Here is a 20,580-nt window from a genome sequence, read left to right on the forward strand (position 1 = left end):
ATGCCTCGCCGTCAAGAGCGGGAACCCGCCTTGAAGGCGGCTTTCCGGGCGGCCTTGGATATCTTCTTGTCCGGGTGACTTGTCGGAAGCTCGTCGTCCGCCGCACGTCGCCGCTAAGGTAGAAGTTCACACCAATGTCAGATTCAAGTCGAATCCCCAGGATGGCTCCATGCGCATCGGTGAGCTGGCCGAACGTGCCGGCGTAAGTGAGCGTTCTCTGCGGTACTACGAGACCCAAGGGCTGCTCGTGCCTCGGCGCACCTCAGGCGGGCACCGCGAGTATCCCGAGTCGGCGGTCGACCGGGTGGTCCTGATTCAGATGCTGTTCGCCGCGAACCTGCACAGCAAGAAGATCGCCGAGCTACTCCCCTGCATGCGCGATCCCGACGGCGGCCCCAACGAGGTCGCCACTCCGCGACTGGTCGACGAGCTGCGAGCCGAGCGCAGCCGGATCGATCACACCATCTCCGACCTGCTGCGCTCCCGTGATCTTCTGGACGAAGTGATCTCCACCGCGTCGGAGGTCCACTCGCGCGACCACGCGAAAGCGTGACGTCAGCGTCATATGCGGCGGGCCGCGGCTGAAGGGCGGCAGAGCTCACGCAGAATGGGGCGGTGAGTACCGGCCAGGCAAGAGCGCATGGTGACCCGCCGCGCCCGCCGGTCTTGACGGTAGCGGCACGTACGGCCGTCAGCGACCTGTTTGCTGTCTTCACCCGGGCCGGCCGGCTGCTGATCCGTCATTGGCCGGTAGTCCTGGCGATCCTCTTCGCGGGTGAAGCCGCCCGCTACGCAGCCATCTGGGCGGCCGTCGAGCTCAGCGACCTCAGCGGAACCCTCGGCGTACTCGTACTCGCCTTCGCTCCATTGGCTGCGGCGTCCGCGCTGATCGGGGCGTTGTACTCCATTCGCCATTCGCTTCCGTCGTTGTCCGCGGCCACGTCCGGCGCACGCGGGACCGCAGGCATCGCGGCGCTGACCGGCAGCGTGCTCGTACCGTTCCTGGCGATCTACGCATCCTATGGATTCCTCGACGAGGACGTGTTCCGTTTCGTCAACACCGCCGTGGCCGACGAACTGTTCGATGTCGACGTGCTCTTGGGCACCGGCACGATCGACCCGAACCGTACCGCACTGGCCACCGGCCGGGTAGCCGTTCTTCTGGTGCTCATCGCCCTCACCCTACGGTTCGCCCTGGAAGCCTTGGGCCGCCGCCGGCACGTGCGGGGCCTGGTGTGGATGGCCGCGTACGTCGAAGCCCTATGGCTGATCACGCTGGCTCGCATGCTCAGCGCCCATGCGGGCACCGTCGTCGGACAGATCAAGGAGCTACCGGCCGTTCAGGTGATCGCTGATCTGTGGCATCCCCTCCTGGCGGCCGCCGGCCCCCTGGCCGATGTGTTCCGGCAGATCGCAGAGGTAGTGCCGCCCCTGCTCGGTTCGGCCGACACTCTGATCGTGGTCCCGCTGGCCTGGTTGGCGTTGGGTGCCATCGTCTATGAGAGCTTCCTCGACGAGCCACAGCGGCGCGGCGCGGCGCACCGCGCACCACCGCGCCGACACCTGGCCAGCCGGATGCCGCCGCCGATCCGAGCTGTCGGCCGTGAACTCAACTCGGGCCTCTCGCAACGTTTCGGTGAGATCAGCACCGGCCTGCGTCGGCTGGCGATGGCTGGACTACCGCCAGTACTGCTCTTCGCCATCGTGTTCATCGCTGCTCAACGGCTGGAACAGGTGCTGAATCTGGCGTGGCGCCAGATTCTGGGCCCGATGCCACTGGACACGGCGCTCGCGTTCGCGCCACACACCTCGATGGTCTCGCACGCTGTCGGGACCGTGGTGGTGGTCTGCCTGCTCGGCGCCGCGATCGATCGCTTCCTGGGCCGCGGGCAAGCGGCCGCCGGCACTGGTCACGACGCCACCCGGAACGCGAGGTAGCGCGGCGGACCCCACGTCAGCCGCACTTCGACCACTGTGACGTCTTCGGGCACCACCACCACCGGCTCGACGCTCCATTGCTCTGGTCTCGGGTCACCTTCGGGATCATCGGGACTCTCGAAGAGGTCCAGTGCCGGGCCGGGCGACTCGGGAGGAACACATGGCGAGCTCACCTGGCCAAGCGACGGCGCTGCGTGCTGGTAGACGTACTCGGTGCCGTCTGCGCCGACGAGGCTGAGCCGGCAACCAGCGAGCGGAACGTCAGGGTCCGCGACGAGTTCGAGTACGACGGCGACCCCTTGGGTTCCGGACGGGAGGTCGAGGTCGTCGCCGGGACGTCCGAAAGGCTGCGTTGCCTCCTCCAAGCTGATCAACCGCGCACGCAGCTCGATAGGCACATCTCCGCTCCGGTCGTAGCGGGAATCGGCGAAATCGGCCCACTCCCCTTGTTCGGCTGACACGGCCATTCGCGGGCGCTGCAGCCACCACCGGTCCTCCACGTGGTAGGAGCTGGCAACGAGGGCGGCTGTCAACACGAACGGCAGGGCGACCAGACCCCAGCGGTTACGCCGCCACCACCCGGATCCGGTCACGGGCGTGCCCCCGACCCCTCCGCAACCGTCTCGACCGCCACCCCGTTCTCATCGGCCGACCAACCCTGGGCGTCGGCCTCCGTCAGCCCGAGGTCGAAAACGGCCACGTCGTCGCGCCGGTGGTTGTCGTCGTTCGGCTGCGGCGCGAGGACCAGCTGGGCACCGGCCACCGCGTCCGCGGGCAACTCCACCGCGACGTACGCATGCCTGGGTATACCCGGCTGGGTGGCGCCGTTCATCGAATACGGACTACGTTGCGAACCGGCTTCGAAGATCCGGCCCTCCGCGTCGCGCACAGCGGCATAAGACAGCGTCTGAGGCTCGTGAGCGGCGGTGAAGGTGATCGGCACGACCACATAGACCCCCGTGGTCGAGAACGTGCGGCTGCCGCTGTCGAGCCGGGTCGAACCGACCGGTGCGCCGATCTCGATCGTGCCGTAGCGCAGGTCGAGCGGCTCACCCACCACACCGGCCCGCTCGAAGGGACGGGCCGCATCGTCGCTGTCGGGAAGCACTCGGTCTAACGCATGCCCAATCACCAGCACCGCCGCGATGATCGCGGCGACGCTCACCGAGCCGGCCACCGATCTGCGCGTGCGACGACGATGTTTCATCAGCCGTCATCACTCGGCATCCGGCGGCGTCACTGGGACGCGCCCGGCCGCCACCTGTTTGCGATCGAGCCATTCCATGGAGCGGTCCAGCGAACTCTCCCGCAAAGTCCGGCCCGCGATGACCACCTCGAGCTCCGTCGGGGCCGGAGAGTCCGACGCCTGCTCCCACACCATCGCCACCTCGTACGGGAGACCGGGTTGCAGTGCGTCCAGCCGCGAGCCGTCCGCCATGACGACGACGTTCGGTGCGGGCACCGGCGCGTCGTCATCGATGTCGGCGGCCCCGTCCTCGTCCGCAGCGAACGGGTCCGGAGCGTCGACCAGCCCGTCGACGCCTTGGAGGGCGACGGTGTCGGCGAGCATCCAACCGCCAAGCGTCCGCGGCCCGGTGACCGCGGCGGTGACCACGAGGGCGACGACCCGCGTCGAATCGTCCGACTCGGATATGCCCGGCAACTCGTCCAGTACCCGCGCGCGCTCGATCGTCACCCGAAAGGGGCCGGTATCGACCGAGGTACCGGCTACGAGCTGGTCCTTCTCCGCGCTGGCAGCGCGAACTTCCCCGATCAGCGCGCGCGGCGCGAAGTCCCCGGCGACACCCGCGACCGCAGCGGCGAAGGCAAGCACGCCACAGGCGAACAGGCCGCACCACAACGCCAGCCGTGCTCGCGCATTAGCCCGGACAACCCGCCGGACGCCCCCCTGGGTCCTCACAGCACCGGATTCTAATGTCGCCGCCGCCAAGCGGAAGCCAGTGTCGTGTTAACCACAACACTGGCGGTTAGCCGAGCTTACCCAGAACTTCAGCGAACTGCTCCTCATCGAACGCCCGCATGGTCGAGGTCCGGATATTACCCTGGGAGCCGATGGCCAGCAGAAAGGCGGTACCGGTCGCGTCGTCGGGAAAGTCGGCGATCGAGACGATGTCGCATTCGCCCACCGTCCAGTACACGTCTTTCAAGGTGCCGCCCATTCGTTCGGCCATATCTCTGGCCGCCTGAGCCCGGCTCACGGACTCCTTGAAGCTCTGGACCCCTTGATCGGTCCATTTGATGAGACTGATGTAGGTAGGCATTGCGCCTTCACCCCCGTGAGGCTTGTTCCAGCCCGATGCCGCCGTTGCCACCCGCACGGCGACTTGCTTCTACGGTACGTCTCTGCCGCCGTCTTGGGAACGTCTTGCCCGGGTGCGCTTTGCGAAGCTACGGCTCGACCAGGGCACGGAGCCTGTCGAAGGCGTCGGTCCAGCCACCCCGGTGCAGAGCGAGCCGCTCCTCTGTGGCGAATTCGCCGTGCGAGAGCGATACACGTGTGCCGTCGTTGACGGCCTGGAACGTCAATACGACGACCGTCTCCTGGTCGTCGGGGGCCGGTTCGTCCCAGCGGAACGTGTAGACGAGACGATTCGGCGGGTCGACCTCGAGGAACTCCCCGGACAGATGGAACGGGTCGCCGTCCGGTGGCTGCATTGTGAATCGGTAGCGGCCGCCTACGTGGACGTCGAGCGTGATCTCCGGTGTGGTGAATCCGTGCGGCCCCCACCACGTGACCAGCTCGGCCGGCTCAGTCAGCGCTCTGAAGACCCGGGCAAGCGGCGCGTTCAGCACCCGTGTCAGCTCGAGAACCCGGCCGCCCGGCTGCGCTTTCATCACGTCAGTCTCGCAGCCCGGCAAGGCGACCGGAAGTATCAGCGAACACGAGACATGCCGCGACGGTAGATCACGACTGCCGCGGCGATGCCGGCCGCCAACGCCGCGGCGAAGAATCCGGTGCCGACAACGCTGCCCCACACCGTCGCGCCACCCGTGCATACCTGTTCCACGTCAGGGATCTGCCCCGAGCCGACTTCCACCTCCGTGGATTCGGACACGCAGACCTCGCCGGAGGTGAAGCCGGCGCCGAGCGCCGCCCACAACGCCACCCCCGGCAGTGGCAACATGAACGTGCCCAGCAACTTCTCGCCTGGGCGCCACAGAGTTGAAACCCACAGCACTACCAACCCGATCAGCAACGTGACGATCGGCAGATAGAACATCAAAGCCAGGCTGCTGAGCATCACCAAAGCGATCACGGCTGGCGGCACCCAGGACGAACTCAGCGTCGCGGGAGCGGAGTCATCGCGCCGGCCACGACCTCCTACGTCGTCAGCCTCCGCGGCGATCGTCAACGGGTCGCCCAGCGACGCCAGGACGGCGTCGGCGTCGGCCGCCGCCCCACTCTCGCCAAGCGCGGACTCGATGTGCTCACGCACCGAGGCAACAATCTCCGCCCGCTCGAACACACCGCGCGCGGCCAGCGCGGCATCGAGTTCGTCCAAGTACAGCCGCACCTTCTCGAGCTGCGTGTTGTTGCGCATCGCTCCCTCTCCCGATCGTTCAGTCATCCCGGTCCACCTTGTGCCCCACAACTGCATCGACTGCCGCGCGAAACGGCACCCATGCCGACTCGAACACCCGCAGCGCCTCGCGCCCGTCAGCCGTAAGGCTGTAGTACCGGCGGGGTGGACCCGTGCTGGATTCCTGCCAAGATGTCGCGACCAGGCCCCCCTTCCGCAACCGGGACAACAACGGATACAACGTCCCCTCGCCAGCGAGCAGGACCCCGTCGGTCAGATGCTGGGCGATGTCCAGCCCGTACCGTTCACCGTCGCGTAGCAGAGCCAATATGCAGTACTCCAACGAGCCACGACGAAGATTCGTCAGGATCTGCGCCTCACTAGGTACCATGCGACACAACATAGCATGCGTGACAAGACACCCGCCGCCCACGACCTCCCCGTGATCATTGGCTTTGACCCCACGATCGTGGGGTCAAAAGCCAATGATCAAGAGGTATGAGGCAGGGCTCTCGCCCTCTGTGGTCGCCAGTCGCGGAACCCGATGACGATCAGGCGCATTTCGCGGCGCGCCTCGTCCCTGATCCGTTCCTCCAGCTCGGGGCTACCGGGTGGAAGCTCGGCGAGCTCTTCAGCATGAGCGACCATGTTCCGGACGAAGAGCCGCGACACCATGTGCACGTCGTCGCTGTGCCAGTTCTGAATGTTGGGCAACCGTGCCAGCACGACCGCCAGCTCGCTGACGAACAGGTCGAGCTCATGGCGGATGGCCAGGCGCACCACGGATGATCCCCCGACGCGTTCGCGCGACATGAACCCGAAGTGCGCCTGGTTCTGCCGGACGGCTTCGACCAGCACACGTGCGGACTCATCGATGATGTTGTCCAGGACATACGGGTCAGTTTGAGCGTCCCGGATCATCCGTCGCAGCGTGGCGAAGGATTGCTCGACCAGCGTCAGGCCGAGCTGTTCCATCGATTCGAAATGCCGGTAGAACGCGGCCGGCACAAGACCCGCGTGGCGCGTCACCTGCCGGATGCTGATCTGCGCGAAACCCAGCGTCCGGCTCAGCTCGAGGGCCGATGCGAGAATCGACTCGCGAGTTCGTTCCTTCTGCTCTTGCCGGGTGATAGCGCGCACGGCCTCGGACATGTCCACAGCATAGGCGTCCGACGGCCGCGCCGAGGAGTCGCCGCTCCGTCAACGGCGATACCGAGTGAACAGGTGTATCGACGTGTTCCATTTCACATCGTGGGCGTGTTGTCGACCTTTCCGGTGTGGGTAACACTCTTAGTGAACGACTGTTTACTGACCATTCGGAGGCGTCCATCGGCATCATCCGGCGTCTGCTCAGCTCGCGAGCTGTGGCGTCCCTGACGTCTCCCCATTCGATCGACCATTATCTCGAGCAGTTGCACCCGATGCTGGCCGTGCGAAACGTGCGGGCCAGGGTCGTTGAGGTGGTGCGCGAGAGCGACCAGGCGAGCACTGTGCTCCTGCGGCCCAACGGCGCCTGGCGAGGCTTCAAGCCTGGCCAGCATGTCCAGTTCGGGGTCGAAGTCGACGGAACGCGGAAGATCCGCTGCTTCTCGGTCTCCAGCTCGCGGGCACGCCAGGACGGACTGTTCTCCGTGTCGGTCAAGGCACATCCGGACGGATACGTTTCCCAGTTCCTCCACCACGAGTTGCGACCCAAGACTCTCGTCTACCTGTCGCAAGCCGAAGGTGACTTCGTGTTGCCGGATCCGGTGCCAGACCCGCTGTTGCTGATCAGCGGCGGCAGTGGGATCACCCCGCTGATGTCCATGCTGCGCACCCTGTGCGACACCGGCCACCGCGGGAACGTGACCTTCTTGCACTATTCCCGGTCCCGCGCTGACGAGATGTTCTCCGACGACCTCGATCAGATCGCGGTCGACATGCCCTCCGTGCGGGTGGTGCGCATCTACACGCGGGAGCCAGTGCCCGACGCCGAACTGGTGGGCCGTTTCGACGCCGGGCACCTGGAGCACATCGGGATCGATCCGGCCGACGCGGTCAGCTACGTGTGCGGACCGTCGGGCTTGATCTCCACGGTCAGCGACCTCTACGAGAAGCTCGGCGCAACCGGACAGCTGCGCACGGAGTATTTCAAGGTGCCGGCGGTCGACCTCGACGCAGCGGATGCCACGGGCGCCCTGACCTTCGAAAACAGCGCGAAGGTCGTGGACAATTCCGGCGAGACAATCCTGGAGCAGGCCGAGTCCGCCGGTTTGACCCCAGAGTTCGGCTGCCGCATGGGTGTCTGCAACACCTGCGCGATCCGGAAGAACCATGGTGCCGTCCGGCACGTCATCAGCGGAGATGTGGCCGCCAATACCGACGAGACCATCAAGATCTGTGTGAACGTGCCGGTCGGCGACGTGAACGTGGCTCTGTGAGCGATTGAGAGACGACCTTGCCAAAGAAACTCGCACCCATCGAGCCGCTCAGCGCGGTGAACCACGACGAGGCGCCGAAGCCACTGGTCGGTAAGGGCACAGACAAACGTTCCACCATCGGCCTCGAGTACATGACCTACGAACAGCTCGAAGAGTTCGGCGACGAGCTCGACGCCGTCCGCCGCCGGGTGCTGAACGATCTCGGCCAGGCCGACGCCAATTACATCCGTCGGGTCATCAAGGTGCAGCGGTCCTTCGAGGTGCTGGGGCGAATCGGGCTGTTCTTCCCGTTCTTCTGGCCGGTCTTCGTTCTCGGACTGGCACTCCTCGCGCTCTCCAAAATCATCGAGAACATGGAGATCGGGCACAACGTCTTACACGGCCAGTACGACTGGATGAACGATCCCATGGTGAACGGCAAGCGCTACGAGTGGGACATCGTGGCGCCCGCGGAGGATTGGAAGCGCAGCCACAACTTCGTGCACCACACCTACACGAACATCCACGGGATGGACCGTGACATCGGCTACGACCTCTTCCGCATCGACGAAGACCAGCCGTGGTATCCGCGCCACCGGTTCAACCTCCCGATCGCTTTCATGCTCATGCTGGTCTTCGAATGGGGGGTGATGCACCACAACATCGAGCGCGACGACTACCTCAGCGGCAAGATGTCCGAAGCCGAGTTCCAGGCCCAGAAGAAGCGGGCGTGGCGCAAGATCCGCCGCCAGGTGTTCAAGGATTACCTGCTGTACCCGGCCCTGGCCGTGCCGCTCATCCCATTCACGTCGTGGTGGGTGCCGCTGGCTGTCCTGGGCGCCAACGTCGTAGCCAACGTCATCCGCAACATCTGGTCGTTCAACGTCATCTTCTGCGGGCACTTCCCCGCTGACGTGCAGACCTTCACCGAAGAGGAAGCCGAGAACGAGAACCGCGGCCAGTGGTACCTGCGTCAGCTGCTCGGCTCGGCCAACATCAGCGGCACGCCGTTGTTCCACCTCTTGACCGGAAACCTCAGCCACCAGATCGAACACCACATCTTTCCCGACATCCCGGCGCGCCGGTACCCGGAGGTGGCAAACGATGTGCGCCGCCTCGTCGAGAAGTACGGCCTGCCGTACAACACCGGTCGGCTGTCCAGGCAACTGCTCAGCGTGGCCCGGCAACTCGCTGTGCTCGCGAAGAAGCCAGCCGACCCGTACAAGCAAGGCAACAGCCCCGAGTCGAAGGCCCTGCGCGAGGCCAAGCGAGAGGCCGCGGCCCACGCCGGCGGCGCGTGAGAATCGCGGCGGTCAGCGCCGGCTTTTGGGGACTTCCTACGAAAATCGTGCTACCGCGCGTGTTGTGACGGACGACCCCTCTACCCACCGGTAACCGGGATGCTTGGATAAGTGGCAACGCAGCCACGATCGTCTGTCGCCGGTTTTGTGAGGCTCGATTCGGTGTTCTCTCGTGTCGCCATCGTCAATCGTGGAGAGGCCGCGATGCGGCTCATCCACGCGGTCAGTGAACTCAACGCGGAGGGTGGGCCACACGTCGAGACCGTGGCGCTCTACACCGACGCCGATGCAACGGCCACGTTCGTGCGCAACGCGGACCACGCCTACTATCTCGGCCCGGCCGCGCAGCGCCCCTACATCGACCTCGCGGCGCTGGAGCGCGCATTGGTCGAGACCGGCGCCGACGCCGCGTGGGTCGGCTGGGGCTTCGTCGCCGAAGATCCCGCCTTTGCCGAGCTCTGCGAGAAGCTCGGCGTGACGTTCATCGGCCCGGACCCCGAATCGATGCGCAAGCTGGGCGACAAGATCGGCTCCAAGCTGATCGCCGAAGAAGTCGGTGTACCGGTCGCACCCTGGAGCCGCGGTCCGGTCGAGGACCTCGACGCCGCGCTGGCGGCGGCCGAACGGATCGGGTATCCCTTGATGCTCAAAGCGAGCGCGGGCGGCGGAGGCCGGGGGATCCGCGTCGTCACCGGCCCAGAAGAGCTGGCCGAGGCCTACGAGCGCACCTGTCTGGAAGCAGAACGCGCGTTCGGCAGCGGCGTGGTGTTCCTCGAGAGGTTGATCACCGGTGCCCGGCATGTCGAAGTCCAGGTGATCGCCGACGGCCAGGGCACCGCCTGGGCGCTGGGTGTGCGCGACTGCTCCGTGCAGCGTCGTAACCAGAAGATCATCGAGGAGTCGGCGTCGCCGGTCCTCTCCCCAGAACAGACCGATGAGCTCAAGGCCGCCGCCGAACGGCTCGCGCTCGCCGTCGGCTACCGCGGCGCCGGGACCGTGGAATTCCTCTACCACCCGAAGGACCAGCTGTTCGCGTTCCTCGAGGTGAACACCCGGCTGCAGGTCGAGCATCCGATCACCGAAGCCACCACGGGCATGGACCTGGTAAAGGCCCAGCTACACGTGGCCGCCGGAGGCACACTCAGCGGCACCGCCCCCGGTGAGCTGGGCCACGCCGTCGAAGCCAGGCTCAACGCCGAAGATCCCGACCGCGACTTCGCACCGGCCCCGGGCCGCATCGCGCTGCTCGATCTGCCCTCCGGCCCAGGCATCCGCGTCGACACCGGCGTCAGCGAGGGCGACGAGATCCCCTCAGACTTCGATTCGATGATCGCCAAGATCATCGCCTACGGGCGCACCAGGGACGAAGCGCTGTCCAGGCTGCGCCGGGCGATGCGGGAGACAACCGTCGTCATCGAGGGCGGCACCACCAACAAGAGCTTCGTGATCGACCTGCTCGACGAACCCGAGGTGATCAGCGCAACTGCTGACACCGGCTGGATCGACCGGGTGCGAGCCGACGGAAAACTGGTCTCCGACCAGCACTCCGGGGTCGCACTGGCGGCCGCGGCGATCGAGGCCTACCAGGACGAGAAACAGGTTGAGCTGCAACGCTTGCTGTCGACCGCGCACGGTGGGCGCCCACAGGTCCAGCACGAGAGCGGCCGGCCGATCGATCTCAAGCTGCGCGGCGCGAGCTACCGGCTCACCGTCGCCGAGACCGGTCCCGGCCGCTACCGGGTCGGGTTCATCACCGGAGATCACGTCCGGACGATCGACGCGGTCTTGGAGCGGTTCAGCGAGCACACCGGACAGGTCCACCTCAACGGCCACCGATTCCGGCTCGTCACCGGCACCCACGGGCCGATTCATCTGGTCGAGGTCAACGGCGTCACCCATCGGATCAGCCGGGACGAGGGCGGCGTGGTTCGCTCACCGGCGCCCGCGCTGGTGGTCGCCACCCCAGTGGCTACCGGTGACGTGGTCGAAGCCGACGCGCCGATTCTCGTGCTCGAAAGCATGAAGATGGAGACCGTGCTGCGCGCGCCGTTCCGTGCGCAACTTCGCGACTGCCTGGTCTCCGTCGGCAGCCAGGTCGGCACTGGCACACCGCTGCTGCGCCTCGAACCACTCGGCAACGCTGAGACCGAAAGATCCGCGGGGTCCACTGCGTCCGACCTCGATCTGCCGGCCGAACCGGATGGGCTCTCCGCCGGGCACCGGGTAGACCGCGGGCTTGCCGATCTGCGCAGCATGCTGCTCGGCTTCGATATCGATCCGCAAGACGACGGCCAGACGCTGCGCGGCTATCTCGCCGCCCGCGCCGAGTTGCCCCATCCGCCGCTGGCGGCCGAGGTCGCGCTACTCGAGCTGTTCGCCGATCTGTCAGAGATCAGCCGTAACAAACCGGCGGGCCTCGATGACGGAGCCAAGGCAGACACCCGGGTTCGAAGTCCGCGCGAACATTTCCATACCTATCTTCAAAGCCTCGACGCCGAACGGGCCGGACTGTCCGAGACGTTCCAAGGTCGCCTCACCCGGGTGCTGAGTCACTACGGAGTCGACGGCCTGGACCGCACACCCGCGCTGGAAGAGGCCGTGTTCCGCATCTTCCTCGCTCAGCAGCGGGCTGGTGCCGAAGCCTCCGTCATCACCGCGCTGCTACAACAGTGGCTGACCGAGCCACCTCCCGGGGGCGAGCTTCGAGAAACCGTCGGCCAGGCGCTGGAACGGCTCGTCGTGGCGACCCAACTGCGCTTCCCGGTGATCGGAGACCTCGCGCGCAGCCTGGTCTTCCGCTGGTTCGCCCAGCCACTGCTGCGCCGCACTCGCGCCGAGGTCTACACGCGAGTCCGGCATCATCTGCGTTACCTCGACCAGCATCCGGACGCTGCCGACCGTCAAGAACGGATCGCGGACATGGTCGCCAGTCCCGAGCCGCTCGTGCGGCTGCTGGGCCAGCGCATCGGCCGGCCGGACGCCGACATCGGCCCGCTGCTCGAGGTCATGAGCCGCCGGTACTACCGGGAACACGACCTGTCCGAGGTTCGCTGCGAACGGGTCGGCGACCGAGCTTTCGTCACCACGGAATACGAGCTCGACGGGCAGCCGCAGCGATCGCTGGCAACCGTTGCCGAGTTCACCGAGCTGCACGACGCCATGACGGCGGTGTCCGAGGCTGCCGCCGTCGAGCCAGCCTCCGCTGATCTTGTCGCAGACATCTATCTCGCTTGGACGGATCAGCCGTCCGACGTCGATGTCATGGCCGACGAGCTGCACCGGGCGCTGAGCGCCAGCACACTGCCCAGCAACCTGCGCCGGATCACCGCCACCGTCGCCGGGAGCAGCGGCGCCGTACTGCACCATCACTTCACGTTCCGGCCGTCCACGACAGGGCTGACCGAAGAGCGGCTGATCCGCGGCCTGCACCCGATGATCGGCCAGAGACTGCAGCTGCAGCGGCTGCGCCACTTCGACCTGACCCGGCTCCCGTCCGCCGACGAAGACGTCTACCTGCTGCGTTGTGTCGCGCCGAGCAATCCGTCCGACGAGCGGCTGGTGGCGCTGGCACAGGTCCGGGACTTGACGCCGCTACGCGATGCCGATGGCCAGATCCACGCCCTTCCCGCCATCGAGGGCGCACTAGGTGCCTGCCTCGACGCCATCCGCAAGGGCCAGGCACAACGACCGGCCAACAAGCGGCTGGACACCAACCGGATCTTTCTCTACGTGTGGCCGCCCAGCGATCTCACCCCGGACGACCTCCGGGCCATCGCCGAGCGTGTCGTGCCGACCACGGCCGGTGCCGGGCTCGAGGAGGTGGTCTTCCTCGGCCGTCAGCGTGACCCCTCGACCGGGCAGCTGCATGCGATCGCGGTGCGTATCTCGTACGACGTCGGCAGCGGCGTCCGGCTGGAGGTCACCGAGCCGCCATCGGAACCGATTCAGCCGCTGGACGACTACGGCCAGAAGGTGCTGCGGGCGCGGCGACGGGGCACCGTCTACCCGTACGAGCTCACCGGCATGATCGCCGGGCCAGGTGGGACGTTCGTCGAGCACGATCTCGACGAGGCCGGTGCGCTCTCCCCCGTCGACCGCCCGAAAGGGCTCAACAAGGCCGGCATCGTGGCCGGAGTAGCCACCACCCCGACCGAGCGGTACCCCGAGGGCATGAGCCGGGTGGTACTTCTCGGTGACCCGACCAAAGCCCTGGGCGCGCTGTCCGAACCGGAATGCGCGCGGGTCATCGCGGCGCTCGACCTCGCCGAACGGCTGCGGCTGCCAGTGGAGTGGTATGCGTTGTCCGCGGGTGCCCGGATCGCGATGGACTCAGGTACCGAGAACATGGACTGGATCGCGGCTGCGCTACGCCGCATCGTGCATTTCACCCAGGCCGGTGGCGAGATCAACGTCGTCGTCGCCGGGATCAACGTCGGCGCCCAGCCGTACTGGAACGCCGAGGCCACGATGCTCATGCACACGAAGGGCATCCTCGTGATGACACCGGACTCGGCGATGGTGCTGACAGGCAAACAGTCACTGGACTTCTCCGGTGGCGTGTCGGCCGAAGACAACTTCGGCATCGGCGGCTACGACCGCGTAATGGGGCCCAACGGCCAAGCGCAGTACTGGGCGCCGGATCTGCGGGCCGCGCATGGGGTGTTGCTCTCCCACTACGACCACAGTTACGTGCTGCCGGGAGAGGGCGGGCCGCGCAGGGCCGCCACAACCGACCCCACCGACCGCGATGTCTCCGACTACCCGCACTCCGTCGCCGACAGCGACTTCACCACCGTCGGACAGATCTTTTCAAAGGACACCAACCCGGACCGCAAGAAGCCGTTCGACATCCGCACGGTGATGCGGGCGCTGGCCGACCAGGACCATCCGGTCCTGGAACGCTGGGCAGGCATGGCAGACGCGGAGACCGCCGTCGTGCAGGACGTGCACCTGGGTGGGCGGCCAGTATGCCTGCTGGGCATCGAGTCGCGCTCAGTTCCCAGGCGCGGATTCCCGCCCACCGACGGCCCCGACACCTACACCTCGGGGACGTTGTTCCCGCGCTCGTCGAAGAAGGCGGCGCGAGCCATCAACGCGGCCAGCGGGAACCGGCCGCTGGTGGTACTGGCGAACCTGTCCGGGTTCGACGGGTCGCCGGAGTCGATGCGCAAGCTGCAGCTCGAGTACGGCGCCGAGATCGGCCGGGCCATCGTGAACTTCCGCGGCCCGATCGTGTTCTGCGTGATCTCCCGCTATCACGGCGGTGCGTTCGTGGTCTTCTCCAAGGCCCTCAACCCCAACATGACGGTGCTGGCCGTCGAAGGCTCCTACGCGTCCGTCCTGGGCGGCGCGCCGGCCGCGGCCGTTGTGTTCGCCGCCGAGGTCAACGCACGCACGGCGCGCGACCCGAGGGTCAGCGAGCTGGAGAGCCGCATCGCCGAAGCCGAGGGCGCGGAGCGGGGAGCATTGGTCACTCGCCTCGCCGATGTCAGGGCTTCGGTGCGGGCGGAGAAACTGGGCGAGGTCGCTACTGAGTTCGACACCGTCCATTCCATCCAACGCGCCCAGCGCATCGGTTCCGTGGACGAGATCATCCGGCCGGAGGATCTCCGGCCGCGGATCATCGCCGCCGTGGAGCGAGGACTGGCCCAGAGCACAGCAGCCACATGAGCAGCGGGCAGGCCGGGCGTGGTGGAAACCGCTAGCGAGCCTTGGCCGCAGGATGTGATGGGAATGGGGGTCCGACGTTGACGTTGAACGCTGAACTCACAGACATGCGGGCGGTCTACCTCAGGCCGGCCGGTGTGCAGCGTTGGCCGGTGCGTGAGCGCGCGGAGCGGCTCGACGCGCTGGCCGGAGCCGGCATCGACACCGTCGTGACAAAGCTGCGCGCTGCAGAGGGACCGTTCGCGGCGGAATGCCGGGCCCGCGGCCTGCGCCTGGTGGGTTCGTTCGGCTGCTTCATCGATCATGCCTTGCCCGCTGAGATACCCCCGCAGCTGCGCCCCGTCGACGAGCACGGCCGCGTCTTCGAGCCTATGCGCTGGTACCACGGCGTGATCCCGACGAGTACGTGGTACCTCGAGGCCCTCACCGACGAGTTGCGGGCCGTACTCGACAACACCGAGGCCGACGGCGTCGTGCTGGATTTCATCCGCTGGCCATGCCATTGGGAGCTCGAGCTCCGCCCGGGAGCCACCTGGAGGAGATCGTCGTTCGATCCGATCACCTTGACCCGGTTCAACGAACATCTGGCCAGCCTCGGTGAGCCTGGAATCGACCCCGCGGATCCGGTGCGTGCGGCAGCAACCGTGCGTGATCGGCTAGCCGCGACATGGGAGGAGTTCCGGTGCGACGTCGTCGCGGACGCATGCCGGCGCCTCACCGATGTCGTCACCGCCTCCGGCCGTTGGGCAGGTGCGTTCATCGTCCCGGCGACGGACGAACTGCGGCGCGCGGCGGTCGGGCAGGACACCCGGAAACTGGGCGAGATTGTCGACGTGCTCCTGCCCATGACCTACCACGCCGCATTACAGCGCCCGGCAAGCTGGCTCGCCATCATCGGCGCGGACATCGTGGCCACCACTGTGACCCCGGACGGCAAGCCGGCCGGGCCGCCGGTGGTGACCATGGTCCAGGGTCCCGCGACAGAAGACCACTGGGGTGTCTCCCCGGGTTCACCCGACTTCGCGCACGCACTTTCCACAGCCATGACCTGGCAGGATCACGGCTCTGGCTTCTGTGTGTTCCCCGGAGACGAATTCGGGCCGGACGAGCTCGCGGCCATCAGCGAGCATCGCCGGTAGCGCCGAGATGATCGGCGAGCGCGGCAAGAGCTGAGGGTTCAACCCCCGAACTCGTGCAGCGGCAGGCCACGCACACCGACGTCGCGGATACCGAAAAGAGCACCGGCCTCCGGTTCCGCCGAGTTGCCCAACCGGTGCCGCGACGTCGTGATCACCAGATCCCGCAGCTCGTCGCCGACGAACGCCACCGCTGTCGGCTGCCGGACCGGAAGCTCGACCACGTGGTCCAACCGGCCGTCGGAGTCATAGCGGCGAATCGCCGAGCCGCCGTACATCGCCACCCAGACACCGCCCTCGGCGTCGACGGCGAGGCCGTCCGGACCCCCCGGCGCCGACGCCCACTCGCGCCGGCCGGACAGCCCGGTGTCACTTGACCAGTCGAAGACGTCGATGCGGCCAGTGGAGGTGTCGATGTAATACGCACGCGACCCGTCGGGCGACCAGCCGATCCCGTTGGAGATGGTCACCGCGTCCACCACCGCCTCGGCACGCCCCGCGCGGTCGATGCGGTAGAGCGTGCCGGCCCCGGGGGTGGCCTCGTACGCCATCGATCCGAGGTAGAGGTTGCCGTCTGGGTCACATCCGCCTTCGTTGTTGCGCACCTGGGTATCCCTCCACAGCTGCGGCCACTGCTGGAGGGGTGCGGTCAGGGAGTCGTCGTCGGCGATCGCGAGGCGCCGTTCCTCCGCGACGATCCAGCCACCGCCTCGGCGTGCCCGGATCACGGCGGCCACCGCGCCGACGTTTCGCCGGCTGATCGCGCCGGTGGCGTCCATCTCGAGGATGTCCCCGGCGAGCATGTCCACCCAGCGCGGGCCGGCCCACCGCGGTGAGTACGCCGGGCCTTCGCCGTGCTCGCATACCGGCGGGGTGAGCTGTTCGACCTTCATGGTGTGTTCGGCTCCCATCACGGTGTTCATATCCGGCTGGCGGTACGCGAACGCTACCGCGATCACTTCACCTGGGCGTAGGAGCCAGCCACCGAGACGCTCAGCGGGAATTTGACGGGGAAGTCGCCGAACAGCAGCCGTCCCGCCTCATCCGCGGCGGCCCGTACTTCGTCGGCGACGACCTCGGCCAGCGCCGACGGCGTGTGGATCACGACCTCGTCGTGCAGGAAGAGCACAAGGTGGGGCCGAGCAGCGAACGGCTCCGGCACCTGCCCGTCGATAGCATCGGGCACCTGCCCCAATGCCCACAAGCGCCGCCGGATGGACGCCATCCAGCACATGGCCCACTCCGCGGCCGTGCCCTGCACCACGAAGTTGCGGGTGAACCGCCCCCACGAGCGGGCAGAAGACCTGGCCCGCGCCGCCTCAGCCTCTCCAGCACCGTCCTGGTAAGCCCCGGACTGCGTTTCGTGCCAGCTCGCGCCCGGCGGCGGCGAACTGCGGCCCAGGTGCGTGGTGACCACCTCACCACGCTCCCCGGCCCGGGCAGCCTCGTCCACGAAGGCCAGCGAGCGGGGAAAGGCCCGCGCCAGCCGTGGCAGCACCTGGCCGCTGGACCCGGTGGTCCCGCCGTACATCGCCCCAAGCATCCCGACCTTGGCCAGTTCCCGGGTGGCTACGGCACCGGAGGCCACGATCCCCTCGTACAAGTCAGCACCCCGGCCGTCGGCACCGCGCCCGGCAGCCGCCATCGCCTCGTCACCGGCCATCCCCGCCAGCACCCTCGGCTCGATCTGCGCGGCATCGGCGACGACGAACATCCAGCCGGGATCGGCGACCACCGCCCGGCGCACGCTCTTCGGGAGTTGCAGCGCTCCCCCGCCACGCGACGCCCACCGGCCGGTCACCACACCACCCACGACATACTCGCTGCGCAACCGCCCGTCACGCACCCACGCATCAAGCCAGGCCCACCCATTGGCGGTCATCAACCGGAACAGCGATTTGTATTCGAGCAGCGGTTCGATCACCGGGTGGTCAAGCCGCTCCAACTCCCACTTGCGCAAGCTGCGCGCACCCACACCGGCGTGATCCATCGCCCGGAGAAGGTCCCGGGGAGAGTCCAGGTTCAACCCTGCCGGAGCGTCCAGCGCCGCGCGGATCCGGCCGGCAAGGTCCTCCAGGCGCGCCGGCCTCTCTCCCGCTCGCGGCCGCGGGCCGAGCGCCTCGGTGAGGATGTCCTCATGGATCTCAGCCCGCCACGGCACCCCGGCGTGGTACATCTCGACGGCCACCAGCGCGCCCGCGGACTCCGCCGCCAGGAGCAAGCGCAACCGCGCCGCCTCGCAAGAACCTGCGACGGCCGCCCGCTGGGCATCGAGCTCCGCGAGCGGATCCGGCTCCACGGCCTCTTCGATCGGTCCCGGGGCACCGAACAACGTCGCCGGCTCGTGACCTGCCGCGCCGAGCGCACCATTGGTCAGCGCCGCCGGCGGCATCGTGTCCCACTGCTCCGACGACAACGTGGCGCCCGGCACCGAATGCCGCAAGATCCGGTGTGCCAACCGGAGGTCGTGGGCCCGCTCGATCCGCACGCCGGCCGCCAGCAGCAACGGATACCACCGGTTGGTGTCGCTCCATGTCCATCGAGGCATCGCGGCCGCGTCGGATTCGGCTGCGCGCACCACGCCCGCCAGCGCGGTTGCCCCGACGCGCCGTTCTGCGTCCTTGACGCGCAGACCGCGAACACGCACCGAGCCATCAGGCTCGGAGGCGACGACGGGCTGCATGCGCCCATACTGCCGCCTGCGACCGACAGACTATGCGCCAGCCTGAGCTCGAGGCCGGTTGTTCCGCACGCCCCGGCCGCGCCGGGCGATGTCACATTCCCGAGTACCCCTCCGTCTTGTTTATGAACGAAACGCGGCAGCACGGAAGGCGAGACGGGTATGGGTCACCCGGTTGTTGACAGCGCGCGGACCTTTGGTGACGCGAATCAATGGACGCAGCCATGAGCACCACGACGCGAACTCACGAAAAGGCCGGCGCCAGCACACATCCAGCCATCGAGCAGGCAGGCAAGCTGGTCAATTTCTTCGACGAACGGATCAGAGCAAGTAATTGGCTGAAGCGGAACCTGCGGAAGGTCTTCCCGGACCATTGGTCCTTCCTGCTCGGCGAAATCGCCATGTGGAGCCTGCTCTTGGTCATTCTGTCCGGGATCTTTCTCACGTTCTGGTTCAAGCCGTCGATGGCACACGTCACCTATGAAGGCGCCTACGTGCCCTTGCGCGGCCTGGTGGTCTCGGAGGCCTACGCCTCTACGCTCAACCTTTCCTTCGAGGTCCGCGGTGGCCTGCTGATGCGCCAAGTCCACCACTGGTCCACCCTGGTTTTCATCGCCGCCATGGCGGCACACATGCTGCGGCATCTTTTCACCGGGTCGTTTCGCAAGCCACGCGAGCTGAACTGGCTGGTAGGGCTCAGCTTGCTGGTTCTCGGCATCACCAACGGGTTCTTCGGCTACTCGCTGCCCGACGACCTGCTGTCCGGTACCGGCCTTCGGATCGTCGAAGGCGGAATACTGGCGGTGCCAGTGGTGGGAACTTACCTGTCCTATTTCATCTTCGGCGGCGAGTTCCCCGGAGAAGACATCATTTCCCGGTTCTACGTGTTCCACATCCTGCTGGTGCCGGGGGTGATTCTGGCGCTGCTCGCGTTGCATCTGGTCCTGTTGTGGTACCAGAAACACACCCACTGGGGCGGCCCGGGCCGGTCCGAGAAGAACGTGGTGGGCTACCCGTTCTTCCCGATGTACATGACCAAGGCCGGCGGCTTCATGTTCATCGTCTTCGGCTTCATCATCGTGATGGCGGCGACGATCCAGATCAACCCGCTCTGGCTCTGGGGGCCCTACGATCCGGCGTCGGTCAGTGCCGGAACTCAACCGGACTGGTACATCGGTTTCCTCGACGGCGCACTACGCATCATGCCCGCATGGAAGATCGACGTCTTCGGGTCAGAGCTGGCGCTCAGCGTCCTGATCCCGGCCGCCGTCCTCCCAGGCCTCATCGTCACCGTGCTGGCGTTGTATCCCTGGATCGAACGGAAGATCACCGGCGACACCCGTGAGCACCACGTGCTCGACCGCCCCCGTAACGTCCCGGTCCGCTCCGGTCTCATCGTCGGGTTCATCGTCTGCTACGTACTGCTGTGGATCGCCGGCGGGAACGACCTCTTCGCCAGCGTGCTGAACATCCCGGTCAACTGGGTCTCACGGTTCCTGCAGCTCAGTGTCATCCTCGGACCGCCGCTGGCGTTCTGGATCACCAAACGGATCTGTCTCGGCCTGCAACGTCGTGACCGAGACAGAGTCTTGCATGGTCGCGAGTCCGGCGTCATCGTCGTCAGCCCCGAAGGCGAGTTCACCGAACGCCACACAGCACTATCCGCCGCTGAGGCCTACACCCTCACCGCCCACGAACACCACGTCCCGTTCGACCCCGGGCCTCCCACGGACAAGCACGGCATCCCGAATCCGGCCTACAAGAAGAACCTGCGCCGGGCCCGCATATCCAGGTTCTACTTCGCCGATGTGATCCAGAAACCGACGACGGCAGAACTCAGCGCGGCACACGAGCGACACCAGGAGATCCAGGGTTGAGCCAGCCAGGCGGATACGTAGGCGACAGCCCCGGCGGTTC

17 protein-coding genes are annotated in these 20,580 nt (G+C 66.9%); 7 read left to right on the forward strand and 10 right to left on the reverse strand.

Annotation, left to right across the window (positions count from 1 at the left end; translation table 11 throughout):
* Nucleotides 1–169 precede the first annotated feature (169 nt).
* Both F7O44_RS20535 and F7O44_RS20540 read left to right on the forward strand, forming a co-directional pair.
* Nucleotides 170–553, forward strand: coding sequence for a MerR family transcriptional regulator (locus F7O44_RS20535; RefSeq protein WP_162452139.1), 384 nt, complete (start codon nt 170–172; stop codon nt 551–553).
* Between the two features lie 62 nt (nt 554–615).
* The gene (locus F7O44_RS20540; RefSeq protein ID WP_162452140.1) at nt 616–1,938 is read left to right on the forward strand and encodes a hypothetical protein; all 1,323 of its coding nucleotides are present in this window, start codon (nt 616–618) and stop codon (nt 1,936–1,938) included.
* Here the strand turns inward: F7O44_RS20540 and F7O44_RS20545 are convergent.
* The 8 genes from F7O44_RS20545 to F7O44_RS20580 form a co-directional block, all read right to left on the reverse strand.
* The gene (locus F7O44_RS20545; protein ID WP_162452141.1) at nt 1,911–2,531 is read right to left on the reverse strand and encodes a hypothetical protein; all 621 of its coding nucleotides are present in this window, start codon (nt 2,529–2,531) and stop codon (nt 1,911–1,913) included. The genes F7O44_RS20540 and F7O44_RS20545 overlap by 28 nt on opposite strands.
* The gene (locus F7O44_RS20550; RefSeq protein WP_162452142.1) at nt 2,528–3,145 is read right to left on the reverse strand and encodes a hypothetical protein; all 618 of its coding nucleotides are present in this window, start codon (nt 3,143–3,145) and stop codon (nt 2,528–2,530) included. The genes F7O44_RS20545 and F7O44_RS20550 overlap by 4 nt, the downstream gene beginning before the upstream one ends.
* A 9-nt stretch (nt 3,146–3,154) precedes the next feature.
* Nucleotides 3,155–3,859: a hypothetical protein gene (locus F7O44_RS20555; protein ID WP_162452143.1), complete on the reverse strand. Its 705-nt coding sequence runs from the start codon at nt 3,857–3,859 to the stop codon at nt 3,155–3,157.
* Nucleotides 3,860–3,926: 67 nt separating this feature from the next.
* The gene (locus F7O44_RS20560) at nt 3,927–4,220 is read right to left on the reverse strand and encodes a GYD domain-containing protein (RefSeq protein WP_162452144.1); all 294 of its coding nucleotides are present in this window, start codon (nt 4,218–4,220) and stop codon (nt 3,927–3,929) included.
* A 127-nt stretch (nt 4,221–4,347) separates the two neighbouring features.
* A complete protein-coding gene (locus tag F7O44_RS20565) occupies nt 4,348–4,794 on the reverse strand; it encodes an SRPBCC family protein (protein WP_162452145.1) in 447 nt (148 codons plus the stop codon).
* Between the two features lie 38 nt (nt 4,795–4,832).
* The gene (locus tag F7O44_RS20570; RefSeq protein WP_162452146.1) at nt 4,833–5,528 is read right to left on the reverse strand and encodes a DUF1700 domain-containing protein; all 696 of its coding nucleotides are present in this window, start codon (nt 5,526–5,528) and stop codon (nt 4,833–4,835) included.
* A complete protein-coding gene (locus F7O44_RS20575) occupies nt 5,521–5,871 on the reverse strand; it encodes a PadR family transcriptional regulator (RefSeq protein ID WP_162452147.1) in 351 nt (116 codons plus the stop codon). Before F7O44_RS20575 ends, F7O44_RS20570 begins: the two co-directional genes overlap by 8 nt.
* Before the next feature lie 98 nt (nt 5,872–5,969).
* Nucleotides 5,970–6,632: a TetR family transcriptional regulator gene (locus F7O44_RS20580; RefSeq protein ID WP_162452148.1), complete on the reverse strand. Its 663-nt coding sequence runs from the start codon at nt 6,630–6,632 to the stop codon at nt 5,970–5,972.
* 125 nt (nt 6,633–6,757) lie between these two features.
* Between F7O44_RS20580 and F7O44_RS20585 the strand changes: the two genes are divergently transcribed.
* From F7O44_RS20585 to F7O44_RS20600, 4 genes are all read left to right on the forward strand, one after another.
* The gene (locus F7O44_RS20585) at nt 6,758–7,900 is read left to right on the forward strand and encodes a ferredoxin reductase (RefSeq protein ID WP_222851542.1); all 1,143 of its coding nucleotides are present in this window, start codon (nt 6,758–6,760) and stop codon (nt 7,898–7,900) included.
* Between the two features lie 131 nt (nt 7,901–8,031).
* Nucleotides 8,032–9,180: a fatty acid desaturase family protein gene (locus tag F7O44_RS20590; protein ID WP_162452242.1), complete on the forward strand. Its 1,149-nt coding sequence runs from the start codon at nt 8,032–8,034 to the stop codon at nt 9,178–9,180.
* 204 nt (nt 9,181–9,384) lie between these two features.
* Nucleotides 9,385–14,850, forward strand: a complete 5,466-nt coding sequence (locus tag F7O44_RS32000) for an ATP-binding protein (RefSeq protein ID WP_187361522.1) — start codon at nt 9,385–9,387, stop codon at nt 14,848–14,850.
* A 77-nt stretch (nt 14,851–14,927) separates the two neighbouring features.
* Nucleotides 14,928–15,986 carry a hypothetical protein gene (locus tag F7O44_RS20600; RefSeq protein ID WP_162452150.1) on the forward strand — a complete coding sequence of 353 codons (1,059 nt, stop codon included), beginning with the start codon at nt 14,928–14,930 and terminating at the stop codon, nt 15,984–15,986.
* Nucleotides 15,987–16,024: 38 nt separating this feature from the next.
* Here F7O44_RS20600 and F7O44_RS20605 read toward each other — a convergent pair whose 3' ends face one another.
* Both F7O44_RS20605 and F7O44_RS20610 read right to left on the reverse strand, forming a co-directional pair.
* On the reverse strand, nt 16,025–16,942 hold the full coding sequence (locus F7O44_RS20605; RefSeq protein ID WP_222851543.1) for an SMP-30/gluconolactonase/LRE family protein: 918 nt from the start codon (nt 16,940–16,942) through the stop codon (nt 16,025–16,027).
* A complete protein-coding gene (locus F7O44_RS20610) occupies nt 16,939–18,666 on the reverse strand; it encodes a bifunctional 3'-5' exonuclease/DNA polymerase (RefSeq protein WP_162452151.1) in 1,728 nt (575 codons plus the stop codon). Before F7O44_RS20610 ends, F7O44_RS20605 begins: the two co-directional genes overlap by 4 nt.
* A gap of 209 nt (nt 18,667–18,875) precedes the next feature.
* Between F7O44_RS20610 and qcrB the strand changes: the two genes are divergently transcribed.
* Entirely contained in the window at nt 18,876–20,540 is a 1,665-nt protein-coding gene (gene qcrB / locus F7O44_RS20615) for a cytochrome bc1 complex cytochrome b subunit (RefSeq protein ID WP_425501403.1), read from the forward strand.
* Nucleotides 20,541–20,580 lie beyond the last annotated feature (40 nt).

It is taken from the genome of Phytoactinopolyspora mesophila (assembly GCF_010122465.1).
Lineage (GTDB): Bacteria > Actinomycetota > Actinomycetes > Jiangellales > Jiangellaceae > Phytoactinopolyspora > Phytoactinopolyspora mesophila.